Origin of the sequence: Streptomyces sp. NPDC058045 (assembly GCF_042885635.1) — a bacterium.
GTDB lineage: Bacteria > Actinomycetota > Actinomycetes > Streptomycetales > Streptomycetaceae > Streptomyces.
Map to the genome: position 1 here is coordinate 106,629 of NZ_JBHVRR010000002.1, position 24,850 is coordinate 131,478.

Here is a 24,850-nt window from a genome sequence, read left to right on the forward strand (position 1 = left end):
CTGGGGCCACTGGGAAAGGGGTGGGTTGGCTAGTCCAGGTAGCCGCGGAGTTGGTCGGCGAAGGTGTGGTCGCGGAGTTTGGTGAGGGTTTTGGATTCGATCTGGCGGATGCGTTCGCGGGTGACGCCGAAGATGCGGCCGATCTCCTCCAGGGTGCGCGGGCGGCCGTCGACCAGTCCGTAGCGGAGTTGGACGACCTTGCGTTCGCGTTCGCCGAGGGTGGTGAGGACGGCCTCCAGGTGTTCGCGCAGCAGGAGGAAGGACGCGGACTCCACCGGGGAGGCCGCGTCGCCGTCCTCGATGAGGTCGCCCAGCGCCACCTCGTCCTCTTCGCCGACGGGCGCGTGCAGCGAGACCGGTTCCTGGGCGAGCCGCAGTACCTCGCTGACGCGCTCGGGCGGCAGGTCGAGTTGTGCGGCGACCTCCTGCGGGGTGGGTTCGCAGCCGCGTTCCTGGAGCAGGCGGCGCTGGACCCGGACGACCCGGTTGATCAGCTCGACCACATGCACCGGGACCCGGATGGTGCGGGCCTGGTCGGCGAGGGCGCGGGACATGGCCTGGCGGATCCACCAGGTGGCATAGGTGGAGAACTTGTAGCCGCGGGCGTAGTCGAACTTCTCCACCGCCCGGATGAGGCCGAGATTGCCCTCCTGGACCAGGTCGAGCATGGTCAGGCCGCGCCCCGCGTAGCGTTTGGCGACGGAGACCACCAGGCGCAGATTGGCCTCGATGAGGCGGCGTTTGGCCATCCGGCCCATCACCACCAAGCGGTCCAGGTCCAGGGCGAGTTGCTCCTCCAGGCCGGTGGCGAGGGTGAGGCGCTCCTCGGCGAACAGCCCGGCCTCGACCCGGCGTGCCAGCTCGACCTCCTCCGCCGCGGTGAGCAGCGGTATCCGCCCGATCTCCCGCAGATACTGGCGGAAGAGGTCGGAGGTGGGTCCGCCACTGTCCCCGCGGGCGGGCGCGGCGGGTGGTTCGGTGCCCGACTGCGGTTCACCGGGGGCGAGTTGGGCGGCGGGCTCCGGCTCGGGCAGGGGTACCGGACGCCGCTGCGGGGGCACCGCCGTGAGCAGGTCGGCCGCGGGGTCGGGGTCCGTGGGGCGGTCGGTGGGGAGCGGGGTCCTGGTATGCACGGGGCGACCTCCAGGGTGATCGCGGCGGCGGTGGCACCGCCCCCAGTGTGGGGCACGACACATTGCGGCACGAGGGGCGTGCTGCCACTTTTTGCTTCCGCGCCGTCGCCCTGCGGTAAACCCCCGGCCGGGCAAAGCCGCCTGCGGCACCGCGCCGCTCAGAGGGCGGCGGCGCCCTGTACCCGCAGGGCCTGGGCGTACTGCTGGAGGATCCACAACTCGTTCTGTACGGCGGCCAGTTGGGCCGGGTCGCCGCCGGCGGCGAGGCGGGTGAGGGTGGACTGGACGTCGCGGACGCGGCGGTCGACCGCGCGCAGCCGGACGGCGACGAGCTGCTCCCCGGCGTACACCTCGTCGACGGTTCTGCGCAGGATGGGCTCCACGATCAGTTCGGTGACCATGGCGCGGGCGGTGTCGTCGGGCGCGGTCTCGCGGACCCGCACCACATAGGCCGCCGGGTCCTCCACGCCGGGCTCGGCGCCGCCCGACTCCTCGATGGCCAGCTTGACCGCGGTGTACGGCGGGGCGGTGAACTCGTCGGCGCCGTACGCGTCGAAGGCCGGGGAGACCAACTGGGGGAATTGCAGGGCGAGTTTGAGCAGTTCGCGTTCGGTGCGGTGGGCGGGGCTGCGGAGGTTCAGCGCGGGGCCGCGGGGGGTCTGGGCGGGGGGTGCGGCGGGGGTCTGGCGCGGGGTGGGGGCGGGGCCGCGGCCGCCGCGGTCCCGGGCCCAGCGGGCGAGCTGCCCGACCCGCTTCACCACGAACTGCGTGTCGAGGATGCCGAGGAGCCCGGCGAGCTGGACCGCCACCTCGTGCTGGGAGGCGCTGTTCTTGATCCGGGCGACCACGGGCGCGGCCTCGTCCAGGGCGGCGGCGCGGCCCGCGGGAGTGTCCAGGTCGTAGCGGGCGACGATCTGGCGGAGGGCGAACTCGAAGAGCGGGGTGCGGGGTTGGACCAGTTCGCGGACGGCGTCCTCGCCCTTGGCGAGCCGCAGCTCGCACGGGTCCATACCGTCGGGCGCGATGGCGATGTACGTCTCGGCGGCGAACTTCTGGTCGTCCTCGAAGGCACGCAGGGCCGCCTTCTGGCCGGCGGCGTCCCCGTCGAAGGTGAAGATGACGCGGGCCGAGCCGTTGTCCATCAGCAGCCGGCGGAGGATCTTGATGTGCTCGCCGCCGAAGGCGGTGCCGCAGGTGGCGATGGCGGTGGTGACTCCGGCCAGATGGCAGGCCATGACGTCGGTGTAGCCCTCGACCACGACGGCCCGGCTGGACTTGGCGATCTCCTTCTTGGCCAGGTCGATCCCGTACAGGACCTGGGACTTGCGGTAGATCGGGGTCTCGGGGGTGTTGAGGTACTTGGGGCCGTTGTCGTCCTCGCGCAGGCGGCGGGCGCCGAAGCCGACGACCTCGCCGGCGATGTCGCGGATCGGCCACATCAGGCGGCCGCGGAAGCGGTCGATGGGGCCGCGGCGGCCCTCCTGGGCGAGGCCGGAGGTCAGCAACTCCTTGTCGGTGAAGCCCTTGCCGCGGAGGTAGCGGGTGAGGTGGTCCCAGCCGGCCGGGCTGTAGCCGACGCCGAAGTGGCCGGCGGCGGCCTGGTCGAAGCCGCGCTCGGCGAGGAAGGCCCGCCCGATCTCGGCCTCCGGGGAGCTGTCGAGCTGCTCGATGTAGTAGGCGGCGGCGATCTGGTGGGCCTCGACCAGGCGGATGCGTTCGCCGCGCTGATGGCTCGGGTTGTAGCCGCCCTGCTCGTAGCGGAGGGTGATGCCGGCGCCGGCGGCGAGCCGCTCCACGGCCTCGGAGAAGGAGAGGTGGTCCACCTTCATCACGAAGGTGATGGTGTCGCCGCCCTCCTGGCAGCCGAAGCAGTGGAAGAGACCCTTGCTCGGACTGACCTGGAAGGACGGCGACTTCTCGTCATGGAAGGGGCAGAGGCCCTTCAGATTCCCGCCGCCCGCGTTGCGCAACTGGAGATACTCGGAGACGACGGCGTCGATCGGGACCGCGTCCCGTACCGCCTTCACATCGTCGTCGTTGATCCTTCCGGCCACGCGCCGATTCTACGGCCGCGCACCGACAGTCCGGACGGCCGCGGGTCAGGGCACCAGGTCGGTGAGCGGGACGGACGGGTCGCCCAGCGCCTCGGGGTCCACCGGGGTACCGCTGCGGACCAGGTCCTGGATCGGTTCGGTGACATCCCACACATTGACGTTCATCCCGGCCAGCACCCGCCCCTCGGAGAGCCAGAACGCGATGAACTCCCGCTTGCCCGCGTCCCCCCGCAGCACCACCTGGTCGTACGAGCCGGGCGGCGCCCAGCCGGAGAACTCCATACCGAGGTCGTACTGGTCGGAGAAGAAGTACGGCACCCGGTCGTAGGCGACCTCGTGGCCGAGCATGGCGCGGGCCGCGGCGGGGCCGCCGTTCAGCGCGTTCGCCCAGTGCTCGACGCGGAGCCGGGTGCCGAAGAGGGGGTGCTGGACGGAGGCCACGTCCCCGGTGGCATAGATGTCCGGATCGGAGGTGCGCAGCGAGGCGTCGACGGCGATACCGCCGCCCGCCGAGCGGTCCACCATCTCCAGGCCCGCGGCCTCGGCGAGCGCGGTGCGCGGGGCGGCGCCGATCGCGGCCAGCACATCGTGCGCCGGGTGCTCCTCACCGTCGTCGGTACGGGCGGCGAGGACCAGGCCGTCCTGCCCGATGATCTCGGTGAGCCGGGCGCCGAAGTGGAAGCGGACGCCGCGCTCGGCGTGCAGGTCGGTGAAGATCTGGCCCACCTCGGGGCCGAGCACGGTGTGCAGCGGGCCGGGCGCGGGCTCGACCACGGTGACCTCGGCGCCGTACTCCCGGGCGGCGGCGGCCACTTCGAGACCGATCCAGCCGGCGCCGGCGATCACCAGATGGCCGTTGTCCCGGCCGAGGGAGGCGAGGACGCCGCGGAGCCGCTCGGCGTGCGCGAGGCGGCGCAGATGGTGGACTCCGGCCAGGTCGGTGCCGGGGATGTCGAGACGGCGGGGCTCGGCGCCGGTGGCCAGCAGCAGCTTGTCGTAGCGGACGAGGGTGCCGTCGCCGAGGCGCACCGTCCGCTCGGCGCGGTCGATGCCGTCGGCGACCTGCCCGAGGTGCAGCTCCACCTCGGCGCCCGCGTACCAGGCCGGTTCATGGACGAAGACACTGTCGCGTTCCTCCTTGCCGAGGAGGTAGCCCTTGGAGAGCGGCGGCCGCTCGTAGGGGTGGTCGCGTTCGTCGCAGATGAGGATCACCCGGCCGGTGAAGCCCTCGGAGCGCAGCGTCTCGGCGGCTTTGGCACCGGCCAGCCCACCTCCGACGATGACGAACGTCTGATCCGCGTCGACCACTTGAAGCCTCCTCGCCGGGTCCGGGTACCGCGGTGGCTGCCGCGGCCCGGGTGTACTCAGCTCTGCCGTCCTGGGGGTGTCCGCCTCGGACCCTGCCGTCCGCGGTGCGTCCGCCCTGGTGTCCTATGCGAGCGTCCCGCACACGGCGGGCTGCGGGAAGGGGGAGTGGCCCGATCAGGCCACCCGCCTCACACCCCCGTGCGTCGGGGACCGCTTGGCGCGGGCGGGGGCTCATGGGGTGCCGTGGGTGAGGCGGGCGTGCAGGGCGCGGGCGGAGGCGTCGGTGAGGGACGCGATCTGGTCGACCACCACACGCTTGCGGGCCCGGTCGTCGTCGGCGGCCGCGAACAGGGCGCGGAACTGCGGGTCGAGGCCGTGCGGGGCGCGTGCGGTGAGCGCCTCGGCCAGCTCGGCGACGACGATCCGCTGGTCGGCCCGGAGCCGCTCCTGCTCGGCGCGCTGCATCACATACCGGTCGGCGACCGCCTTGAGGACGGCGCACTCCAGGCGCGCGGCGCGGGGCACCACCAGCTCGGCGGCATACCGGGTGAGGCGGCGGGGGCCGGCGCCGGGGCCGCCCGGCTCACCGTCGAAGCGGGCTCTGGTGGCGCTCTCCGCGGCCAGGCAGAAGCGGCCGATGAGCTGGCTGGTGGCGTCCTTGAGCCGGGCCTGCGCCATCGCGGAACCGTCGTATCCGTGCGGCCACCAGGGCTGGTCGAGCAGCCGGTCCAGCGCCTCGGCCAGCTCGGCCGGGTCGGTGCCGGCGGGCGCGTACCGGGCGGCGGCCACCTCGAAGACCTCGGCGCGCTCCGGCCCGGAGTGCAGCAGCGCCGGATCGATGTGCCCGGCGTGCAGCCCGTCCTCCACATCGTGCACCGAGTACGCCACATCGTCGGACCAGTCCATGACCTGGGCCTCGAAGCAGATGGCGCCGGGCGGGGCGGCGGCGCGGATCCAGTCGAAGACGGGCCGGTCGTCGTCGTACGCACCGAACTTGGGTGAGCCCGGGTCGGCGGGGTGGCGGCCGCGCGGCCAGGGGTACTTGGTGGCGGCGTCGAGCGCGGCCCGGGTGAGGTTGAGCCCGACGGCGACCAGGCCGTCACCGGTCCCGGGCAGCGGAGAGTCCGGCAGCGGGGAGGCGGGCAGCATGTCGGCCGGGACGAAGCGCTTGGGCTCGATACGGGTGAGCAGCCGCAGGGACTGGGCGTTGCCCTCGAAACCGCCGCAGTCCGCCGCGATCTCGTTCAGCGCCTGCTCGCCGTTGTGCCCGAAGGGCGGGTGGCCGAGATCGTGCGCCAGGCAGGCCGCCTCCACCAGATCCGGATCGCAGCCGAGGGCCGCCCCCAGCTCCCGGCCGACCTGGGCGCACTCCAGGGAGTGGGTGAGGCGGGTACGCGGGCTCGGATCCCAGCCCTGGCCGGCGCCCGGCGGCGTACCGGGCGTGACGACCTGCGTCTTTCCGGCGAGCCTGCGCAGCGCGGCGGAGTGCAGGACCCGGGCGCGGTCCCGCTGGAACGCGGTACGGCCGGGCCGCTTGTCCGGCTCCGGCGCCCAGCGCTCCAGCGCGGCCGCGTCGTATCCGCCCTGCCCGTCTCCCCCGCCTTCCGCACACTCGGAACCGGGGCTTCCCTCATTGCCTGCCATGCACCGACAGTAACCGCAGCCGGTGACAACGGGACGGGACGGGCTTCTGGGGGCAGGTGAGGCGGGTGCCTGTGCGGTGCGTCCGCGCTTGCGGGTCGCCGGAACTGGGGCGGGCGGTAGGGGCGTCGGAGTCATTGTCAGTGGGATGCCCTACGTTGGGTCACAGCAGATCGACGGAGAGTCACCGTCATTGTCGTGTGCTGCGAACTGCGGCCTGCGGCAGGTGACTTGAGGCGGGTGTGCTGGGGATGCCGGGGCCGAGGGTCGGCTTCGGGTGAGCTGGGATCCGGGGGATGCCATGGAGCGGGACGAGGGGCGGCTGCCGGGCGGCTGGGCGGCGCGGTGGCGGGCACGGCCGGAGTGGCTGCTGCGGCTGCCGCGGAACCGCCGCGGTCAGCGCCGGGCGGTACAGGCGCTGGTCGGGCTGTGCGTACTGGCGCTACTTCCGGCCACCTGGCTCTTCCTCACCACGGACGACCGGCTGCGCACCCCGGCCGACGTACCGAGGACAGACGTGGCGGTCGTCTTCGGCGCGGGTCTCTGGGACGGCGAGCCCTCGCCCTATCTGGCCCACCGCCTGGACGCGGCCGCGCGGTTGTACCAGGCGGGCCGGATCAAGGTGGTGCTGGTCACCGGGGACAACAGCCGGGCCTCCTACGACGAACCGGACGCCATGCGCGCCTACCTCACCCGGCACGGAATACCAGGCTCCCGCATCGTGAGCGACTACGCCGGTTTCGACACCTGGGACTCCTGCGCCCGCGCCCACCGGATCTTCGGCGTGGACCGCGCGGTGCTGATCAGCCAGTCCTTCCATATACGCCGCGCGGTCGCCCTCTGCCGCTCGGCCGGCATCCGCCCGTACGGCGTGGGCGTCTCCGAACGGCACGACGTGACCTGGTACTACGGCGCGACGCGGGAGGTCTTCGCGGCGGGCAAGGCAGCCCTGGACGCCGTCTTCCACCCCGACCCGCGCTTCCTGGGGCCCCGAGAGCCGGGCATCCGCCGGGCGCTGTCCGACGGGGGGTGACTGGTGGCTGCCAACTCCGAGGCGGGAAAGGGAGGTTGAGGTCGTGGTCACGGGTCGAGGAGGACGGGCCGTGTCTCAGCCTGCCGTCTCCTGTTCCAGCCAGGTCAGATAGTCGGTGCTGCCGCGGACCACGGGGGTGGCGATGATCTCCGGGGTGTCATAGCCGTGGTGGTGGCTGAGCCAGTTCTCCAGTTCGGGGTAGCGGCCCTCGGTGGTCTTGAAGTGGATCTGCCACTCCTGGGCGGTCTCGACCTCGCCCTTCCAGCGGTAGACGGAGGTGATCGGTCCACTGATCTGGGCGCAGGCGGCGATCCGCTCCTCGACCGCGCCGCGCGCGAGCTGCTGGGCGGATTCGGCGGTGTCCGTGGTGGTGAGCACAGTGAGCCACTGCCCCGGGCTGGTGATGGTGGTCATGACGTCGGGTCCTCTCCTCGCACGATGCGGCGCCACCGGCCTCCGGGTGCCCACACCCCACCGATTGTCACCCCGCCCCCTCCCCCGCCACTACGGGGGCCGTCGAGCCGTTACGCTCTCCGCCGCGGAGGCCCGTACCGCCCCGTGAACGGCCTGCGCGTGGGCCCCACCCCGTACCCCCACACCCCGCGCGCAGGCCCCCGGCGCGAGTCAGCCGCCGTACGGACGTGCCTCTCGGGCCTGCCTCAACGCGAGGCCCCACCAGGTGAGTTGGTCGAAGAGGGCCTTGGCGGCGGCGTCGGCCTGGCCGCCCGGGTCGCGGTGGCGGCCCTCGTCGTCGAAGTGGGCCCCGGCCTGGTGGAAGGAGACGGTCTCCCGGACGGTGACGGTGTGGAGTTCGGCGAAGACCTGCCGCAGATGCTCCACGGCGCGCAGCCCACCCGAGACACCGCCGTACGAGACAAAGCCCACCGGCTTGGCCTGCCACTCGGCGCGGTACCAGTCGAGGAGGTTCTTCAGCGGCGCCGGGTAGGAGTGGTTGTACTCGGGGGTCAGTACGAGGAAGGCGTCGGCGGTCGCCAAACGCCTTTGTACGGAGGCGAGTTGGGCGGCCTCTTCGGGAGTGGGGCGGTCGGTGAGGGCGGCGGGCAGCGGTGGGTCGGCCACGTCCACCACCTCGGCGTCCAGTTCGGGGTGCTGGGCGAGCAGGTCGAGCAGCCAGCGGGCGACGACCGGCCCGAAGCGCCCCGAACGGTTGCTGCCGACGAGCAGCACGACCCGGAGCGGGGCTTCGGCGGACCCAACCGATCCGGCCCCGTTCGGCTCGGTCGCGGTGGGCAGGGCGGTGGGGGCAGCCGTGGAGGGCTGCGTCTCGTGGTTCATAGGGCCACTGTGGAACCTCAACCATTGTTCAGGTCAAGCGGCGATCGCCGGTACGGTGGGCGCATGTCGACGAAGCTCTCGCCCCGCGCCAAGGAGATCACCGTCGGAGAGCTGGCCGAGCGCAGCGGAGTCGCACCCTCCGCACTCCGCTTCTACGAACGCGAAGGCCTCATCCAGAGCCGCCGCACCTCCGGCAACCAACGCCGCTACACCCGCGACACCCTGCGCCGGGTCGCCTTCATCCGGACCTCCCAGCGGCTCGGCATCCCACTCGCCCGGATCCGCGAGGTGCTGGCGCTGCTCCCGGACGACCGCACCCCGGACCGTGCGGACTGGGCCCGTATCTCCGCGTGCTGGCAGGCCGATCTGGACCAGCGGATCACCGCCCTCCAGCGGCTCCGCGACCATCTGTCCGACTGCATCGGCTGCGGCTGCCTCTCCCTCGACCGCTGCGCCCTCTCCAACCCGTACGACGAACTCGCCTCGCACGGCCCGGGCCCACGCCGACTCCTGGAGGACGGCGAGAACGAGGAGCAGGAGGAAGAGGGCGAAGGGAGCAGGGCGAGCGAGGGTAACCAGGTGGGCCGCGAGCGCTCGGCGGAGGCCTGAGCGCAGGGGGATGTCCGGCCTGGGCAACCCGGCAGGGCGCCGACGCCCCGGGTGGCCGGCGCCGTCCGTCACCCGTTCACACTCCGCGTACGCGGTCTGCTTGGGCGGCCGTCGTCCGGCGCGGTGACCTGCTGGAACGGTGGTCGGGGTGGTCTGGGGGGCGGGAGGTACGGCGGTGTGTCGGGTGGGGACCGGCAGGCGTGGGGCGGCGGGAGCCACTTACCTCGGTAGGGCAGGGGCGCGACCGAGGCAGCGGCACGACTGGGGGTGCCGCGGGCCGTGCCCTCCCCAAGGAGCACGCACCATGCGCACAGCCCGCCTGCTGACCGGACCCCTGCTCGCCGCGGCCGGCGCCGCACTCTCCGCCGCGCTCTCCGCCGCCCCGGCACACGCGGCCCCCGCCCACACCACCACCGGCCCGGCCACTCCCGCCCACCGTCCGCCCGCACACCCACCCGCCGCCGCGCACCCGGCCACCGCCACCGCCACCGCACCCGCGCCCGCCCACCGAGCCACCGCCCCCGTCGACGGCGCCCCCCGGCTGGATCTGGTGCCGTCGCCCGCGGCGCCCGGTGGCGGGGTTTCCGCGGGTACCACGGCCTGCGGTTCCACGGGGGCGGCGGGGGATGCCAGTGCGGTGGGGGCGGGGCGGTTCACGTTGGCTCCGGGGGCGGGGGCGCCCGAGGGCGGTGGGGTCGGTGGATTCGAGGTGCCGCCGTCGGCGCAGCCGGGGACGTACCGGATCGTGGCGCGCTGTGCCGACGGGCGGGAGGTGCACGGGGATCTGGTGGTGTCGCTGCCCGCCGGGGAGGGGGCGCGGCCGCACGGCCATGTGAAGACGGGGGTCGGCGGCGCTCTGGGCCCCGACCCCGGGCGGACCGCGGCGGGTGTGGCGGCGCTGGCCGTCGCCGCCGCGGGCGGTACCTGGCTCCTGCATCGCCGCGCGAGAGGCGACGGGGTCTGACGGACACGCCTCCGCTGTCCACCGGTACCGCCGCCGTCCCCTCCGGCGCCGCCGCACCGCGCGGCCCGGAGGGGCGGACGGGCGCGGCACCCGAACCGTGAAGGAGTCCTGGTGCGCAGGATCGGCAACACCCTCATAGCCGCGGTCACCGCGGCCGCGCTCGGCTCGGGCGCCTGGCTGCTGGGGACCGGCGCCGAGGGCCATCCGCCGCCGCAGCCCGCCCCCACCGAGGCCGCCGCGGACGCCGGGCGCACCGGCACCGCCGCCCCCTTGCGGCGCTCGGTGCCGCTGCGGGTCCGTATCCCGTCGATCGGTGTGGACGCGCCGCTGACCGGTCTCGGCCTCACCCCGCAGGGCAGTCTGGACGTGCCGCCGCCGAGGGACCGGAATCTGGCCGGCTGGTACCGGGACGGCACGGTGCCCGGCGCCACCGGCACCGCGGTCATCGCCGGGCATGTCGACAACGCGCAGGGCCCCGCCGTCTTCTACGACCTGGGCAACCTCCGCCGCGGCGCCCGGGTCGAGGTGGCGCGGCGGGACGGCGGCACCGCGGTCTTCACGGTGGACTCGGTCGCCGTCTACGACGCCCGGCACTTCCCCGACCGCAAGGTCTACGGGGCCGCCGCCCGGCCCGAGTTGAGGGTGATCACCTGCGGCGGCGGCTACTCCCCCACCACCGGCTACCAGGGCAATGTGGTGGTCTTCGCGCACCTCACCGGCGGCCGTTGACCCGTCGGCCCGGGTCGCTGCCCGCTCAGGCCAGCCACTGCTCGTAGGCGAGGTCGGCGACGAGGGCGAGGACGACGGTGAGCAGGACGACGCGGACGAAGCCGCTGCCCCGCTTGAGGGCGGTGCGGGCGCCGAGGGTGCCACCGGCCAGGTTGAACAGGGCCATGGGCGCGGCCAGTTGCCACAGGACCACGCCCTGCCAGGCGAACATGGCGAGGGCGCCCACATTGGTGCAGCAGTTGACGATCTTCGCGGTGGCGGAGGCGTGCACCAGGTCCAGGTGGAGCACCGCGGTCAACGCCAGCACCAGGAAGGTGCCGGTGCCGGGGCCGATCAGCCCGTCGTAGCAGCCGATGCCGAGGCCCGCCAGGCCGATCGCGGCGAGGACCCGGCGGCGGGAGGCGGGGCCGGGGGCCGGGGCGGTGCCGAAGGAGGGCCGCAGGATCACGAACGCGGCCACCGCCAGCAGCACCACCATGATCACCGGCTTGAGCACCTCGGTACGCATCCCGGCCGCGAAGAAGGCCCCCACCATCGAACCACCGAGGGCGGCGAGCCCGATGCGTACCGCGATGCCGACGTCCACCCGGGTCCTGCGGATGTAGGTGACGGCGGCGCCGGTGGTGCCGACGATCGCCACCGCCTTGTTGGTGCCGAGCGCGGACGCGGCGGGGGTGCCCGCGGGCAGGCCGAGCAGGAGTGCGGGCAGGAGCAGCAGGCCACCGCCCCCGACCACGGCGTCGATCCAGCCGGCCGCCAGCGCGGCCAGGCACAGCACGATCACCGTGGTCACAGATATGTCGGGCATGATCCGGACCCTATGGACCGGGTGGTCGCGCCGTCCACGCGGGGCAGGTGTGGCGAACCGCACCGGTCGGACGGCGCCGGCCGTGCCGCGCCGATCGGGGGTCAGAGTCCGGCGTAGGTGACCCCGGTGAGCCGCTCGGAGACGGTCCACAGCACCCGTGCGTCCTGGTCGTCGCGGGTCCAGCGGGCGCGCCAGGACTCGGTGGGCGCGCCGCGCAGGCCGAGGGGGCCGGGCCCGGTGAAGGAGTCGGGGCGCACTCCGGGCGCGGTCGCGGCGTAGAGGGTGGGCAGGGCGCCCTGCTCGGGGCTCTCGCCGAGGACACGGTTGCCGAGCTTGGCCATGAGCTCCGCGGCCCGCCGCTGCTCCATGCGGGCACCGGCGGTCTGGAGGTTGGTGGCGGCGTAGCCGGGGTGCGCCGCGGCGGCGATCACCTCGGACCCGGCGGCGGCCAGCCGGCGCGCCAGCTCGTGGACGAAGAGCAGATTGGCGCTCTTGGAACGTGCGTAGGCGACCCAACGCCGGTACCTGCGCTCGCTGTTGACGTCGTTGAGGTCGACCCCGGCCAGGGCGTGCATACCGCTGGACAGGACGACGACCCGGGCGCCCGCGGTGTCCACCAGGGCCGGCATGAGCAGTCCGGTCAGTGCGAAGTGCCCGAGGTGGTTGACGCCGAACTGGCTCTCGAAGCCGTCCTCGGTGAGCCGGTACGGCAGCGCCATCACCCCGGCGTTGTCCACCAACAGGTCGAGCCGGTCGTGCTGCTGGGCGAAGCCGTCGGCGAACTCCCGTACGGAGGCCAGGGATCCGAGGTCGAGCCGGGCCAACTCGACGTCGGCGTCCGGGACTTCGGCGCGCAGCCGCTCGACGGCCGCCTCGCCCCGCTCCGGACTGCGGCAGGCCAGCACGGTACGCGCGCCGCGCCGGGCCAACTCCCGTGCGGTGACGTATCCGAGCCCGCTGTTCGCCCCGGTCACCACGGCCACCCGGCCGCTCAGCCCCGGCATGTCCCGCACCGTCCATCCCGCCATACCGATCCCCGTTCCCGAGTTTCCCTCGTCTCACCGTGCCTGCCACAACCGACGGGGCCACGGTACGGGGCGCGCCACCGCTGCGGGGACAGAGGCGCGTAAAGAGGGGGCACGGTACGGGTGTTGACGGGCGGAGCCGGGCGGTCGGGGTACCGACACCGGCCGCCCGGCGGTCTCTCAGCGGCTGTCGCTGCCGTGGGAGGCGGCGGCCGCGCGGCCGGCCTCCAGGCGGGCCACCGGGATGCGGAACGGTGAGCAGGACACGTAGTCCAGGCCCACCTCGTGGAAGAAGTGCACCGATTCGGGGTCGCCGCCGTGCTCGCCGCAGATGCCGAGCTTGAGGTCGGGGCGGGTGGCCCGGCCCGCCTCCGCCGCGTCCCGGACGAGCTTGCCGACGCCGTCCTTGTCGATGGTCTCGAACGGGGACACCCCGAAGATGCCCTTCTCCAGGTAGGCGGTGAAGAAGCTGGCCTCGACGTCGTCCCGGCTGAAGCCCCACACGGTCTGGGTCAGGTCGTTGGTGCCGAAGGAGAAGAACTCGGCGGCCTCCGCGATCTGCCCGGCGGTGAGCGCGGCCCGGGGCAGTTCGATCATGGTGCCGAGGGCGAGCTTCAGTTCCACGTCGGCGGCGGCCTGGACCTCGGCGATGACCTGCTCGGCCTCGTCGCGGACCAGTTCCAGTTCCTGCACGGTGCCCACCAGCGGGATCATGACCTCGGCGCGCGGGTCGCCGCCGCCGGCCAGGCGCTCGGCCGCGGCCTCCGCGATGGCCCGTACCTGCATGGTGAACAGGCCGGGGATGACCAGGCCGAGGCGGACACCGCGCAGGCCCAGCATCGGGTTCTGCTCGTGCAGCCGGTGGACGGCCTGGAGGAGCCGCAGTTCGTTCTCGTGGGGCTCCTTGCGGGACTCGGCGAGGGCGACCCGTACCGACAGTTCGGTGATGTCGGGGAGGAACTCGTGCAGCGGCGGGTCGAGGAGGCGGACCGTGACGGGCAGCCCGTCCATCGCCTCGAACAGTTCCACGAAGTCCCGCTTCTGCACCGGCAGCAGCGATTTGAGGGCGTCCTCGCGCTCGCTGTCGGAGTCGGCGAGGATCAGCCGCTCGACGTGTTCGCGGCGCTCGCCGAGGAACATGTGCTCGGTGCGGCAGAGGCCGATGCCCTGGGCGCCGAACCGGCGGGCGCGCAGCGCGTCCTCCGCGTTGTCCGCGTTGGCCCGCACCCGCAGCCGGCGGACCCGGTCCGCGTAGGCCATGATCCGGTGGACGGCGGCGACCAGTTCGTCCGCGTCGTCGGCCCCGGCGTGCATCCGGCCCTCGAAGTACTCCACGACCGGTGAGGGCACCACCGGCACCTCCCCGAGGTACACCTTGCCGCTGGAGCCGTCGATGGAGACCAGGTCGCCCTCCTCCACGACGACGCCGCCGGGCGCGGTGAGCCGGCGCCGCTTGGTGTCGACCTCCAGTTCCTCGGCGCCGCACACACAGGTCTTGCCCATCCCGCGGGCGACGACCGCGGCGTGCGAGGTCTTGCCGCCGCGGGAGGTGAGGATGCCCTCGGCGGCGATCATGCCGTCCAGGTCGTCGGGGTTGGTCTCGCGGCGGATCAGGATGACCCGCTCACCGGAGCGGGACCACTTGATCGCGGTGTAGGAGTCGAAGACGGCCTTGCCGACGGCGGCGCCCGGTGAGGCGGCGAGACCGCGGGCGATCTTCTCGACCTGGGCGGTGTCGTCGAAGCGGGGGAACATCAACTGCGCGAGCTGCGCCCCGTTGACCCGTTGCAGCGCCTCCGCCTCGTCGATCAGGCCCTGGTCGACGAGCTGGGTGGCGATCCGGAACGCGGCCGCGGCGGTGCGCTTGCCGACGCGGGTCTGGAGCATCCACAACTGGCCGCGCTCGATGGTGAATTCGATGTCGCAGAGATCCTTGTAGTGGTTCTCCAGGGTCTCCATGATCTGCATCAGCCGGTCGTAGGACTGCTTGTCGATCTGCTCCAGTTCGGCCAGCGCGACCGTATTGCGGATACCGGCGACCACGTCCTCGCCCTGCGCGTTCTGCAAGTAGTCGCCGTAGACGCCCTGTTGGCCGCTGGCCGGGTCGCGGGTGAAGGCGACGCCGGTGCCGGAGTCGGGGCCGAGGTTGCCGAAGACCATGGAGCAGATGTTGACCGCGGTGCCGAGGTCGTGCGGGATGCGCTCCTGGCGGCGGTACAGCCGGGCGCGGTCGCCGTTCCAGGAGTCGAAGACCGCCTTGATGGCGAGGTCCATCTGCTCGCGCGGGTCCTGCGGAAAGTCGCGCCCCGCCTGGGACTTGACGATCTTCTTGAACCGCGCGACCAGCTTCTTCAGCTCCGCCGCACCGAGGTCGGTGTCGACGGTGACCTTCTTCGCCGCCTTCGCCGCCTCCAGCGCCTCCTCGAAGAGTTCGCCGTCGACGTCCAGCACGGTCTTGCCGAACATCTGGATGAGCCGCCGGTAGGAGTCCCAGGCGAAGCGCTCGTCGCCGGCCTGCTGGGCGAGGCCCTGCACCGAGGCGTCGGAGAGGCCGATGTTGAGGACGGTGTCCATCATGCCGGGCATGGAGAACTTCGCGCCCGAACGGACCGACACCAGAAGGGGGTTGTCGGGCTGGCCGAGCTTCTTGCCCATGGCCTGCTCCAGCGCGTCGAGGTGGCCGCTCACCTCGTCACGGAGTGCCGCCGGTTCCTCGCCGCTGTCCAGGTAGACCTTGCACGCCTCGGTTGTGATGGTGAAGCCCGGAGGGACCGGAAGACCCAGATTGGTCATCTCCGCGAGGTTCGCGCCCTTTCCACCGAGAAGGTCTTTGAGGTCCCTGTTGCCCTCGGTGAAGTCGTAAACGAACTTGGCTACGTGGGGATCTTTGTTTTCCGACACGGGTCTCGACTCCTCGGGACGCGGTGGCTGCCCTGACGGCGAGGAACATACCCAGATCGAAGGGTTCTGGGTACGTCCACTCGTGCGCCATACGGCCTTGACCGAGCGTCGGCCAGGAGATCGAAAGTGACGGCAGGACGCCACATGGACGCCCGCCGTGTTCAAGTCCCGAACGTTCACATACCCGTGGATGACTTTGGGCGCTCACCTGAGCGGGATTGAACGCATTCGAGTTCGGCCGCTGAAAACCAAGAAGGTGGCACTGGGTGCCAGACCTTGGAGAAGTGCAGACGAGGGCCTCCCGCTCGTCTGAGCAGATGATCGATCAAAGGTGGCGAGAATCACGCGCTCCGGCCCACCCGGGTCCCACCATCCGGACACCGCCGCCGGAACGGCAACCCGGTGGCGCCCGCCGCCACCCGCCCCCGGCGCACACCCGGCCCCGGAGTACGGTCGATGCCTCACGGGGCGGGGACACGGCGGACGCGCGCGAGCGGGGGTGCGGGACGGTGGGCGGCGGGACTCTCGCACTGCTCGCGCTGGTGGTGGCGGTCGCCGCCTTCGTCCAGGGCACCAGCGGCCTCGGTTTCGCGCTGATCGTCGCCCCGGTGGCCGGCCTGCTCCAGCCGGAACTGCTGCCCGTCTTCGTCCTGACCGCGATGATCCCGCTCAACCTGTATGTGGCGTGGCGGGAGCGGGACAGTCTGGATCTGAGCGGGGCCCGCTGGATCACCGCGGCCCGGCTGCTGGCGACCCCCGCGGGGCTGCTGCTGCTCCGGGCGATCCCCGCGGACAGCCTCGGTCTGGTGGTGGGAGTGTCCACCGTGCTGGCCGCGCTGGTCAGCCTGGCCGCGCCCGCGTTCACCCCGGGGCGGGGTGCCTTTGTGGGCGCCGGGTTGATCACCGGGCTCACCGAGACCGCCACCGGGGTCGGCGGTCCACCGCTCGCCCTCGTCTACCAGCACCGGCCGCCCGCGGAGCTGCGTTCGACGGTGGCGGTCTGCTTCCTGGTCGGTGAAGTCGCCTCGCTGGCGCTGCTGTTCGCCACCGGGCAGGGGCGTCCGGCGCAGCTCGGGTGGGCGCTGCTGCTGCTTCCCGCGCTGGCCGTCGGGGCGTGGCTGAGCCGGCTGGTGCACCAGCGGCTGGACGCGGTCCGGATGCGGCTGGTGGTCCTGGTCTTCGCCCTGGTGTCCGGGGCGGTGCTGATCTTCGGGCCTTGAGCCGCTTGCGGAGGCCCCTGCCTCAGCCCCCCGAGGTGTCCAGCTCCGCGTCGGCGGCCACGCCCGTGTCGTCGTACGGGTCCCTCAGCCAGCCGTCGGGGAGGACCACGCGGTTCTTGCCCGAGGTGCGGCCGCGGGGGCCGTCGGCGCCGGGCGGCCAGGGCTGGTCCAGGTCCAACTCGGCGAGCTGCGCCTCCAGTTCGGCCAGCGAGGAGGTCACCGCGAGGCTCCGCCGCATCTCCGAGCCGACCGCGAAGCCCTTGAGGTACCAGGCGACGTGCTTGCGGAAGTCGATGACGCCGCGGGCCTCGTCGCCGAGCCACTCGCCGAGGAGTGCCGCGTGACGCAGCATCACGGCGGCCACCTCGCGCAGTCCGGGGGTGGCCGGTGCCCCGCCGCCCTCGAAGGCGGCGACCAGATCGCCGAAGAGCCAGGGCCGCCCCAGGCAGCCGCGGCCCACGACCACCCCGTCGCAGCCCGTCTCACGCATCATGCGGCGGGCGTCCGCCGCGGACCAGATGTCGCCGTTGCCGAGCACCGGGATCTCGGGCACCCGCTCCTTGAGCCGGGCGACGGCCTCCCAGTCGGCGGTGCCGCCGTAGTGCTGGGCGGCGGTGCGGCCGTGCAGGGCGATGGCGGTGATCCCCTCCTCGACGGCGATCCGCCCGGCGTCCAGGAAGGTGAGGTGGTCCTCGTCGATGCCCTTGCGCATCTTCATGGTGACCGGCAGCTCCCCCGCCCCCGCGACCGCCTCCCGCAGGATGGCCCGCAGCAGCGGCCGCTTGTACGGGAGCGCGGAGCCGCCGCCCTTGCGGGTGACCTTCGGCACCGGACAGCCGAAGTTGAGGTCGATGTGGTCGGCGAGGCCCTCCTCCGCGATCATGCGGACGGCCTTGCCCACGGTGGCCGGGTCGACACCGTAGAGCTGGATGGAGCGGGGGGTCTCGCTCGGGTCGAAGTGGATCAACTGCATGGTCTTCTCGTTGCGTTCGACCAGTGCCCGGGTGGTGATCATCTCGCTGACGAAGAGGCCCTTGCCGCCGGAGAACTCCCGGCACAGGGTGCGGAACGGCGCGTTGGTGATACCGGCCATGGGGGCCAGCACCACCGGCGGCTGCACGGTGTGCGGTCCGATGGCGAGGGCGGGAGCGGTACGGGGCGGGACGGTGGCCATGCCCCCCATTCTCACGTATCGCGGGACCAGGACCCAAGGTCATTAGTTAGGCGTACTATTGATGAATGCCTGAGCTGAGTTCCCGCCGGAGGCTGCTGGTCCTCGCCATCTGCTGTATGAGCCTGCTCATCGTCAGCCTGGACAACACCGTCCTGAACGTCGCGCTCCCCTCCCTCCAGCGCGAGCTGCACGCCGGGGTCTCCGGCCTCCAGTGGACGATCGACGCCTACACCCTGGTACTGGCCTCGCTGCTGATGCTCGCCGGTTCCACGGCGGACCGGATCGGGCGGCGGCGGGTCTTCACCGCCGGGCTGGTGATCTTCTCCCTGGGCTCGCTGCTCTGCTCCCTCGCCCCCGGCCTCCAGTGGCTGGTGGTGTTCCGGATGGTGCAGGCGGTCGGCGGCTCGATGCTCAACCCGGTCGCCATGTCGATCATCACCAACACCTTCACCGACCCCCGCGAACGCGCCCGCGCCATCGGCGTCTGGGGCGGCGTCGTCGGTATCTCGATGGCCGCGGGCCCGCTGATCGGCGGGCTGCTGGTGGAATCCGTCGGCTGGCGCTCCATCTTCTGGATCAACCTGCCCGTCGGCCTCGCCGCCCTGCTGCTGACCCTGCGCTACGTACCCGAGTCCAGAGCCCCGCACCCCCGCCGCGCCGACCCCGTCGGACAGCTCCTGGTGATCGCCCTGCTCGGCTCCCTCACCTACGCCATCATCGAGGCCCCGCACGCCGGTTGGACCTCCCCGCACACCCTGCTGCTCGCCCTGGTGGCGCTCGCCGCCCTCGCCGCGCTGCTCTACTACGAGCCGCGTCGCGCCGAACCTCTCATCGACCTGCGGTTCTTCCGCAGCGCACCGTTCAGCGGCGCCACCGCGATAGCCGTCAGCGCCTTCGCCGGCCTCGGCGGCTTCCTCTTCCTCAGCACCCTCTACCTCCAGGACGTACGGGGGATGAGTGCGCTCGGCGCCGGGCTGTGGATGCTGCCGATGGCCGCCGTCACCATGATCTGCGCCCCGCTGTCCGGCCGTCTGGTGGGCAGCCGGGGGCCGCGGCTGCCGCTGCTGCTGGCGGGCGTGGCGATCACCGCGAGCGGACTGCTCTTCGCCGCCTTCGACGCGGAGGCCTCCGCCGCCACCCTCCTCACCGGCTATGTCCTCTTCGGCCTGGGCTTCGGCTTCGTCAACGCCCCCATCACCAACACCGCCGTCTCCGGAATGCCCCGCGCCCAGGCGGGAGTTGCGGCCGCCGTCGCCTCCACCAGCCGCCAGATCGGCACCACCCTGGGCGTGGCCGTGATCGGCGCGGTCCTCGCCTCCGGGGTGGACCCGGCCCACTACGCCACCGGCTTCGCCGCCGCCAGCCGACCCGCCTGGTGGATCCTCACCGGCTGCGGCCTGGCCGTCCTGCTGCTGGGCGCCGTCACCAGCGGCCGCTGGGCGCGCGCCACGGCGGCCCGGACCGCGGAGCTCCTCGACGGCGCCACGTCCCGCCCGGCCCCCGACCGCCGCGGCGCCCGCCGCTGACGGCCGGTGCCCGCGGCCTCGTCCACACGCTTCACCGGCCGACGACGGTCACGTTCCCGATCCCCAGCGCCCCGACCGGGCGCCGGAAGCGAGCGGCGTCACCGACGAGGACGGTGACGAGGCGGTGGCCGTACCGGACCGCCAGACCGTTGCCGAGTGTGCCGTACTCGGGTGCCGGGAAGGCCCACGGCCTGGGCTCGCCCGGCGGGGGCTGGGGAGGGAGCTCCATCGTGGGCAGCTCGTCACCGGGCCGGCTCCTGGGTCTCGGTGGTGTCGGCGGCCCCGCGGTCGCGTGCCGGGGTCACCGGCCGGCCGGCGTTTCGTCCCGCGTGAGGGCGAACTCGGCGATCCAGAGGCCGGGCACCGGTTCCGCCGAGCCGGCCCGGGAGAAGCCGAGACTCTCGTAGAGGGCGACGGCCGGCCCGTTCTCCGCACCCGTACTCACCAGCACCCGCCGGCTCTGCCGCTGTTCCGTCAGGAGGTGCCTGATCAGGCGGGTGGCGAGCCCACGACGGAACCAGTCCGGATCGACACACACCCGATCGATGTCCACATCGGTCGTCCCGTCCAGGAAACTCCATGCGACGAACGCCCTGATCTCCCCCTGCCCTCCGGTCGCACAGAGCCAGCGCAGTGGCCGCGCCCGCATCTCACTCAGGCTCTCCCGCAGTGCGGGGATTCCGTCGAAGCCGATCAGTTCCGCCTCAACGGCATAGGAACGACGCCCGAGTTCGTACACGGAGAGCGCCGTCACCTCGTCGTCGAGGCCCACCTCACGGAACGTGAACTCCGCATCGCCGCCGACCTCCCGCGCCGGCCCACCCGAATCGGCCACACCATCCCCCTCTTACTTCACGACGCGAACTTCACGACGCGAACTTCACGTTGCTTCACGATGCTTGACGCGGATACCGGTGACCGCGGCAGCCGCATTCGCCCTCCACATATCTGTCGGCGTGTTCTCGCCGGGCAGCGCGGAGCCCCCGCCGCTCCGTGTCGGGAGCGGCGGGGGCTCGGTCGTGCGGCGGGCCGCTCGGGGCGGAGCCCGGTCAGCAGCCGATCAGGCGGGAGGCGAGGTAGCTCTCGATCTGGTCGAGGGAGACGCGCTCCTGCTTCATGGTGTCCCGCTCGCGGACGGTCACCGCGTTGTCGTCGAGGGTGTCGAAGTCGACGGTGACGCAGAACGGGGTGCCGATCTCGTCCTGGCGGCGGTAGCGGCGGCCGATGGCGCCGGCGTCGTCGAACTCGATGTTCCAGTGCTGGCGCAGCGCCTGGGCCAGGCCCTTGGCCTTGGGCGACAGGTCGGGGTTGCGGGACAGCGGGAGGACCGCGGCCTTCACCGGGGCCAGCCGCGGGTCGAGCCGCAGCACGGTGCGCTTCTCCATCTTGCCCTTGGCGTTGGGCGCCTCGTCCTCGATGTAGGCGTCCAGCAGGAAGGCGAGCATGGTGCGGCCGACACCCGCCGCCGGCTCGATGACATACGGGGTCCAGCGCTCGCCGGCCTCCTGGTCGAAGTAGGAGAGGTCCTGGCCGGAGGCCTTGGCGTGGGCGCCGAGGTCGTAGTCCGTACGGTTGGCGACGCCCTCCAGCTCGCCCCACTCACCGCCGCCGAAGCGGAAGCGGTACTCGATGTCGGCGGTGCGCTTCGAGTAGTGGGAGAGCTTCTCCTTCGGGTGCTCGAACCAGCGCATGTTCTCCTCGCGCAGCCCGAGGCCGGTGTACCAGTTCCAGCGCTGCTCCATCCAGTACTCGTGCCACTCCTCGTCTTCGCCGGGCTTGACGAAGAACTCCATCTCCATCTGCTCGAACTCGCGGGTGCGGAAGATGAAGTTGCCCGGGGTGATCTCGTTGCGGAAGGACTTGCCCATCTGGGCGATGCCGAACGGCGGCTTGCGGCGCGAAGTCTGCTGCACCTGGGCGAAGTTGGTGAAAATACCCTGCGCGGTCTCGGGCCGCAGATAGGCGACGGAGCCACTGTCCTGGGTGGGGCCGAGGTGGGTGGAGAGCAGGCCGGAGAACTGCTTGGGCTCGGTGAACTGGCCCTTGTTGCCGCAGTTGGGGCAGTTGACCTCGGTGAGGCCGTCCTGCGGGAGGCGGCCGTGCTTCGCCTCGAAGGCCTCCTCCAGGTGGTCCGCACGGAACCGCTTGTGACAGGAGGTGCACTCGGTCAGCGGGTCGGTGAAGGTGGCGACGTGCCCGGAGGCCTCCCACACCTCCGTCGCCAGGATCACCGAGGAGTCAATGCCGACGACGTCCTCGCGCGAGGTGACCATGTTGCGCCACCACTGGCGCTTGAGGTTCTCCTTCAGCTCCACGCCCAGCGGACCGTAGTCCCAGGCGGCGCGCTGGCCACCGTAGATCTCACTGCACGGGTAGACGAAGCCACGGCGCTTGCTCAGGCTGACGATGGTGTCGATCTTGTCGGCGGCCACGGTGCTCTCTTCATTACGACGGCGATCACGGGACAGGAGCGCCTCAGGGGCGAATGCTTCAGGTTACCGGCGTCCGCACCCCCCGGATCAAATCGGTACCCCACTTTCCGTGACGGCCCGTCCCATATCTCCCGGCCGTGCGCGGAAGGTGCGAAGGGGTGGGACGAAAAGGTCCTGACCGGGCAGTCAATATTGACAATCGTTCCCAGCATTGTTGAAAATGACTTTCATGAACGTACGACGCCATCTGATACCCACCGCCGCCGCCACCGCCACCGTCCTCACCCTGGGCGCCCTCACCGGCTGCTCCGCCTTCGAGGACGACGGTGCGGGGGACGGTCGGAGCGGCGGCCGGCTCGACGTGGTGGCGTCCTTCTATCCCATGGCCTACCTCGCCGAGCAGATAGGCGCCGACCACGTCCGTGTCACCAACCTCACCGGCCCCGGCCAGGAGCCGCACGACCTGGAGATCAGCGCCAAGCAGCGCGGCCAGATAGAGAAGGCCGACGCGGCCCTCTACCTCAAGGACCTCCAGCCCTCCGTGGACGAGGCCATCAAGCAGTCCGGGGTGCGCACCAAGATCGACGCGGCCTCCCTGACCACCCTGGAGAAGCACGGCAGCGAGGTCGGCGGGCACCACGATCACGGCGACCACGATCACGGCGACGAACACGGCCACGACCACGGCGGCGAAGGTCTGGACCCGCACGTCTGGCTCGACCCGGTCCGCTACGCCAAGGTCGCCAAGGGCGTCGGCAAGGCCCTCGCCAAGGCCGACCCGGACCACGCCGCCGACTACCGGAAGAACACCAGCGCCCTGGTCGGCAAGCTGGACGACCTCGACGGCCGCTACCGCGCCGGGCTGAAGAACACCGAACGCAAGACCTTCATCACCACCCACGCCGCCTTCGGCTACCTCGCCGAGCGCTACGGCCTCACCGAGGAGGCCATCAGCGGTCTCGACCCGGAGAGCGAGCCCAGCGCCGCCCGCGTCCGCGAACTCCAGCACCTGGCAAAGGAGGACGGCGCCACCACCGTCTTCTACGAGACCCTGGTCTCCGACAAGACCGCCAAGACCCTCGCCGGCGACGCCCATCTGCGCACCGACGTCCTCGACCCGATCGAGGGCATCACCGGCAAGTCCCGCGGCCAGGACTACGTCCAGGTCATGGACGCCAACCTGAAGGCGCTGCAGAAGGCGCTCGGCAGCAAGTGACCGCTCCACCCGCGGTACCCGCAGTATCGGAGGCACCCGCCATGGACCGCACCGCGTCCGGCCGCAGCACCGGCCGGCCCGTCATATCCCTGCGCGGGGTCACCGCGGAGCTCGGCGCCCGGCCGGTGCTGCGCGGCATCGACCTGGCCGTGCACTCCGGCGAGGTCGTCGCCCTGCTCGGCGCCAACGGCTCCGGGAAGTCCACCGCCGTCCGCACCCTGATCGGGCAGGTCCCGGCCACCTCCGGCGAGATCGAACTCTTCGGCACCCCCCGCCGCCGTTTCCGGGACTGGTCCCGCGTCGGCTATGTACCGCAGCGCACCACCGCGGCCGGCGGGGTGCCGGCCACCGTGCGCGAGGTGGTCTCCTCCGGCCGTCTCTCCCGCACCCGCTTCGGCCTGCCCCGCCGCGCCGACCGGGAGGCGGTACGCCGGGCCCTGGAACTGGTCGGCCTGGCGGACCGGGCCGGGGACTCGGTGAACGCTCTCTCCGGCGGCCAGCACCAGCGGGTGCTGATCGCCCGCGCCCTGGCCGCCGAACCGGAGCTGCTGGTGATGGACGAGCCGATGGCCGGTGTCGACCTGGCCAGCCAGGAGGTGCTCGCCGAGACCCTGCGCAGCCAGGTCGCGGCCGGCACCACCGTCCTGCTGGTCCTGCACGAACTGGGGCCGCTGGAGCCGCTGATCGACCGTGCGGTGGTACTCCGGGACGGCTGCGTCATCCACGACGGACCGCCTCCCGCGGCCGTGGGCCAGCATGCGCTTCCCGGCCACGACCATGTGCACCCGCACTCCGACCATCTCCCGCCGGCCCGCGCCGGCCTGCTCAGCTAGGGCCCGGCATGGACATCCTCGACTACGCCTTCATGCAGCGCGCGCTGCTCGCCGCCGTCCTCGTCGGTGTCACCGCGCCGGCCATCGGCGTCTACCTGGTGCAGCGCCGCCAGGCCCTGATGGGCGACGGCATCGGCCATGTCGCCATGACCGGCGTCGGCCTCGGCTTCCTGCTCTCCACCTCCCCGGTGTGGATGGCCACCGTGGTCTCCATCGCGGGCGCCGTCGCCATGGAACTGATCCGCTGGTACGGCAGGACCCGCGGCGACATCGCCCTCGCCATGCTCTTCTACGGCGGTATGGCGGGCGGTGTGATGCTGGTCAACCTGGCGCCGGGCGGCTCCACCGCCAACCTCGGCTCCTATCTGTTCGGTTCGCTCTCCACCGTCTCCGCCGCCGACCTCCGGGCGATCTGCGTACTGGCCGCGCTGGTGGCGCTGGTCACCGTGGGGCTGCGGCGGCAGCTCTTCGCGGTCAGCCAGGACGAGGAGTTCGCCCGGGTCACGGGGCTGCCGGTGCGGGCGCTGAACCTGCTGATCGCGGTGACCGCGGCGGTCACCGTGTCGGTGGCGATGCGGGTGGTGGGGCTGCTGCTGGTGAGTGCGCTGATGGTGGTGCCGGTGGCCGCCGCCCAGCAGTTGGCCCGGAGCTTCGCGGCCACCTTCGCCCTCGCGGTGGCGATCGGCGTCTCGGTCGCCCTCGGCGGCACCGTCACCTCCTACTACCAGGACGTACCGCCCGGCGCGACCATCGTGCTGCTGGCCATCGCCGCCTTCGTGGCGCTGACCGCGGCGGCCGCACCGCTCGCCCGGCGACGGGCCGGAGCGGCCGCGCGGGCCGCCGGGGACCCGGCCGAGTGCACCGTGCCCGAGCCCCGGCCGGACCCGGCCACCGGCGAACTGCCGGACGGAATGCGGGAGTCCGCCACCGGCTGACGGAGGTCCGCCG

The 24,850-nt window shown here is 72.4% G+C and carries 22 protein-coding genes; 9 read left to right on the forward strand and 13 right to left on the reverse strand.

Annotated elements, in window-relative coordinates; genetic code table 11:
- Positions 1-29: 29 nt before the first annotated feature.
- The 4 genes from ACFVST_RS02140 to ACFVST_RS02155 all read right to left on the reverse strand — a co-directional run bounded on the left by ACFVST_RS02140 (position 30) and on the right by ACFVST_RS02155 (position 6,139).
- Complete coding sequence (locus ACFVST_RS02140; RefSeq protein WP_390145954.1) at positions 30-1,196, reverse strand: sigma-70 family RNA polymerase sigma factor; 1,167 nt, start codon at positions 1,194-1,196, stop codon at positions 30-32.
- 95 nt (positions 1,197-1,291) lie between these two features.
- The gene (gene dnaG / locus ACFVST_RS02145) at positions 1,292-3,187 is read right to left on the reverse strand and encodes a DNA primase (RefSeq protein WP_390145956.1); all 1,896 of its coding nucleotides are present in this window, start codon (positions 3,185-3,187) and stop codon (positions 1,292-1,294) included.
- A gap of 45 nt (positions 3,188-3,232) precedes the next feature.
- A complete protein-coding gene (locus ACFVST_RS02150; RefSeq protein WP_390145958.1) occupies positions 3,233-4,495 on the reverse strand; it encodes an NAD(P)/FAD-dependent oxidoreductase in 1,263 nt (420 codons plus the stop codon).
- Positions 4,496-4,726: 231 nt separating this feature from the next.
- Positions 4,727-6,139, reverse strand: a complete 1,413-nt coding sequence (locus ACFVST_RS02155) for a deoxyguanosinetriphosphate triphosphohydrolase (protein WP_390145960.1) — start codon at positions 6,137-6,139, stop codon at positions 4,727-4,729.
- A 298-nt stretch (positions 6,140-6,437) separates the two neighbouring features.
- Between ACFVST_RS02155 and ACFVST_RS02160 the strand changes: the two genes are divergently transcribed.
- Positions 6,438-7,169: a vancomycin high temperature exclusion protein gene (locus ACFVST_RS02160; protein WP_390146276.1), complete on the forward strand. Its 732-nt coding sequence runs from the start codon at positions 6,438-6,440 to the stop codon at positions 7,167-7,169.
- Positions 7,170-7,244: 75 nt separating this feature from the next.
- On the opposite strand, the gene cutA is transcribed toward ACFVST_RS02160, so the two are convergent.
- Together cutA and ACFVST_RS02170 are read right to left on the reverse strand one after the other, a co-directional pair.
- Positions 7,245-7,574 carry a divalent-cation tolerance protein CutA gene (cutA, locus tag ACFVST_RS02165; protein WP_390146278.1) on the reverse strand — a complete coding sequence of 110 codons (330 nt, stop codon included), beginning with the start codon at positions 7,572-7,574 and terminating at the stop codon, positions 7,245-7,247.
- Positions 7,575-7,793: 219 nt separating this feature from the next.
- Positions 7,794-8,465, reverse strand: coding sequence for an NADPH-dependent FMN reductase (locus ACFVST_RS02170; RefSeq protein ID WP_390145961.1), 672 nt, complete (start codon positions 8,463-8,465; stop codon positions 7,794-7,796).
- 63 nt (positions 8,466-8,528) lie between these two features.
- Between ACFVST_RS02170 and soxR the strand changes: the two genes are divergently transcribed.
- From soxR to ACFVST_RS02185, 3 genes are all read left to right on the forward strand, one after another.
- Complete coding sequence (soxR, locus tag ACFVST_RS02175; RefSeq protein WP_390145963.1) at positions 8,529-9,074, forward strand: redox-sensitive transcriptional activator SoxR; 546 nt, start codon at positions 8,529-8,531, stop codon at positions 9,072-9,074.
- A 304-nt stretch (positions 9,075-9,378) separates the two neighbouring features.
- Positions 9,379-10,038 carry a hypothetical protein gene (locus ACFVST_RS02180; RefSeq protein ID WP_390145965.1) on the forward strand — a complete coding sequence of 220 codons (660 nt, stop codon included), beginning with the start codon at positions 9,379-9,381 and terminating at the stop codon, positions 10,036-10,038.
- A gap of 111 nt (positions 10,039-10,149) precedes the next feature.
- The gene (locus tag ACFVST_RS02185; protein ID WP_390145966.1) at positions 10,150-10,767 is read left to right on the forward strand and encodes a class F sortase; all 618 of its coding nucleotides are present in this window, start codon (positions 10,150-10,152) and stop codon (positions 10,765-10,767) included.
- A gap of 25 nt (positions 10,768-10,792) precedes the next feature.
- Here ACFVST_RS02185 and ACFVST_RS02190 read toward each other — a convergent pair whose 3' ends face one another.
- The 3 genes from ACFVST_RS02190 to ppdK all read right to left on the reverse strand — a co-directional run bounded on the left by ACFVST_RS02190 (position 10,793) and on the right by ppdK (position 15,501).
- Positions 10,793-11,575, reverse strand: coding sequence for a sulfite exporter TauE/SafE family protein (locus tag ACFVST_RS02190; protein WP_390145968.1), 783 nt, complete (start codon positions 11,573-11,575; stop codon positions 10,793-10,795).
- Positions 11,576-11,676: 101 nt separating this feature from the next.
- A complete protein-coding gene (locus ACFVST_RS02195; RefSeq protein ID WP_390145970.1) occupies positions 11,677-12,603 on the reverse strand; it encodes an oxidoreductase in 927 nt (308 codons plus the stop codon).
- A gap of 177 nt (positions 12,604-12,780) precedes the next feature.
- Positions 12,781-15,501 carry a pyruvate, phosphate dikinase gene (ppdK, locus tag ACFVST_RS02200; RefSeq protein ID WP_390145972.1) on the reverse strand — a complete coding sequence of 907 codons (2,721 nt, stop codon included), beginning with the start codon at positions 15,499-15,501 and terminating at the stop codon, positions 12,781-12,783.
- A 509-nt stretch (positions 15,502-16,010) separates the two neighbouring features.
- On the opposite strand from ppdK, the gene ACFVST_RS02205 reads away from it, so the two are divergent.
- A complete protein-coding gene (locus tag ACFVST_RS02205) occupies positions 16,011-16,721 on the forward strand; it encodes a sulfite exporter TauE/SafE family protein (protein WP_390145973.1) in 711 nt (236 codons plus the stop codon).
- A 22-nt stretch (positions 16,722-16,743) separates the two neighbouring features.
- Here the strand turns inward: ACFVST_RS02205 and dusB are convergent, their stop codons facing one another.
- Positions 16,744-17,895, reverse strand: coding sequence for a tRNA dihydrouridine synthase DusB (gene dusB, locus ACFVST_RS02210; protein ID WP_390145975.1), 1,152 nt, complete (start codon positions 17,893-17,895; stop codon positions 16,744-16,746).
- 65 nt (positions 17,896-17,960) lie between these two features.
- On the opposite strand from dusB, the gene ACFVST_RS02215 reads away from it, so the two are divergent.
- The gene (locus ACFVST_RS02215; RefSeq protein ID WP_390145977.1) at positions 17,961-19,421 is read left to right on the forward strand and encodes an MFS transporter; all 1,461 of its coding nucleotides are present in this window, start codon (positions 17,961-17,963) and stop codon (positions 19,419-19,421) included.
- Between the two features lie 31 nt (positions 19,422-19,452).
- Here the strand turns inward: ACFVST_RS02215 and ACFVST_RS02220 are convergent, their stop codons facing one another.
- From ACFVST_RS02220 to ACFVST_RS02230, 3 genes are all read right to left on the reverse strand, one after another.
- A complete protein-coding gene (locus ACFVST_RS02220) occupies positions 19,453-19,650 on the reverse strand; it encodes a hypothetical protein (protein ID WP_390146286.1) in 198 nt (65 codons plus the stop codon).
- A gap of 72 nt (positions 19,651-19,722) precedes the next feature.
- Positions 19,723-20,256: a GNAT family N-acetyltransferase gene (locus ACFVST_RS02225; RefSeq protein WP_390145979.1), complete on the reverse strand. Its 534-nt coding sequence runs from the start codon at positions 20,254-20,256 to the stop codon at positions 19,723-19,725.
- A 214-nt stretch (positions 20,257-20,470) separates the two neighbouring features.
- Positions 20,471-21,853, reverse strand: coding sequence for a glycine--tRNA ligase (locus ACFVST_RS02230; protein WP_390145981.1), 1,383 nt, complete (start codon positions 21,851-21,853; stop codon positions 20,471-20,473).
- A gap of 229 nt (positions 21,854-22,082) precedes the next feature.
- On the opposite strand from ACFVST_RS02230, the gene ACFVST_RS02235 reads away from it, so the two are divergent.
- The 3 genes from ACFVST_RS02235 to ACFVST_RS02245 are packed head-to-tail and all read left to right on the forward strand — an operon-like array spanning position 22,083 to position 24,837.
- Positions 22,083-23,069: a metal ABC transporter substrate-binding protein gene (locus tag ACFVST_RS02235; RefSeq protein ID WP_390145982.1), complete on the forward strand. Its 987-nt coding sequence runs from the start codon at positions 22,083-22,085 to the stop codon at positions 23,067-23,069.
- Between the two features lie 41 nt (positions 23,070-23,110).
- Positions 23,111-23,902 carry a metal ABC transporter ATP-binding protein gene (locus tag ACFVST_RS02240; RefSeq protein WP_390145984.1) on the forward strand — a complete coding sequence of 264 codons (792 nt, stop codon included), beginning with the start codon at positions 23,111-23,113 and terminating at the stop codon, positions 23,900-23,902.
- An 8-nt stretch (positions 23,903-23,910) separates the two neighbouring features.
- The gene (locus ACFVST_RS02245; RefSeq protein WP_390145986.1) at positions 23,911-24,837 is read left to right on the forward strand and encodes a metal ABC transporter permease; all 927 of its coding nucleotides are present in this window, start codon (positions 23,911-23,913) and stop codon (positions 24,835-24,837) included.
- Positions 24,838-24,850 lie beyond the last annotated feature (13 nt).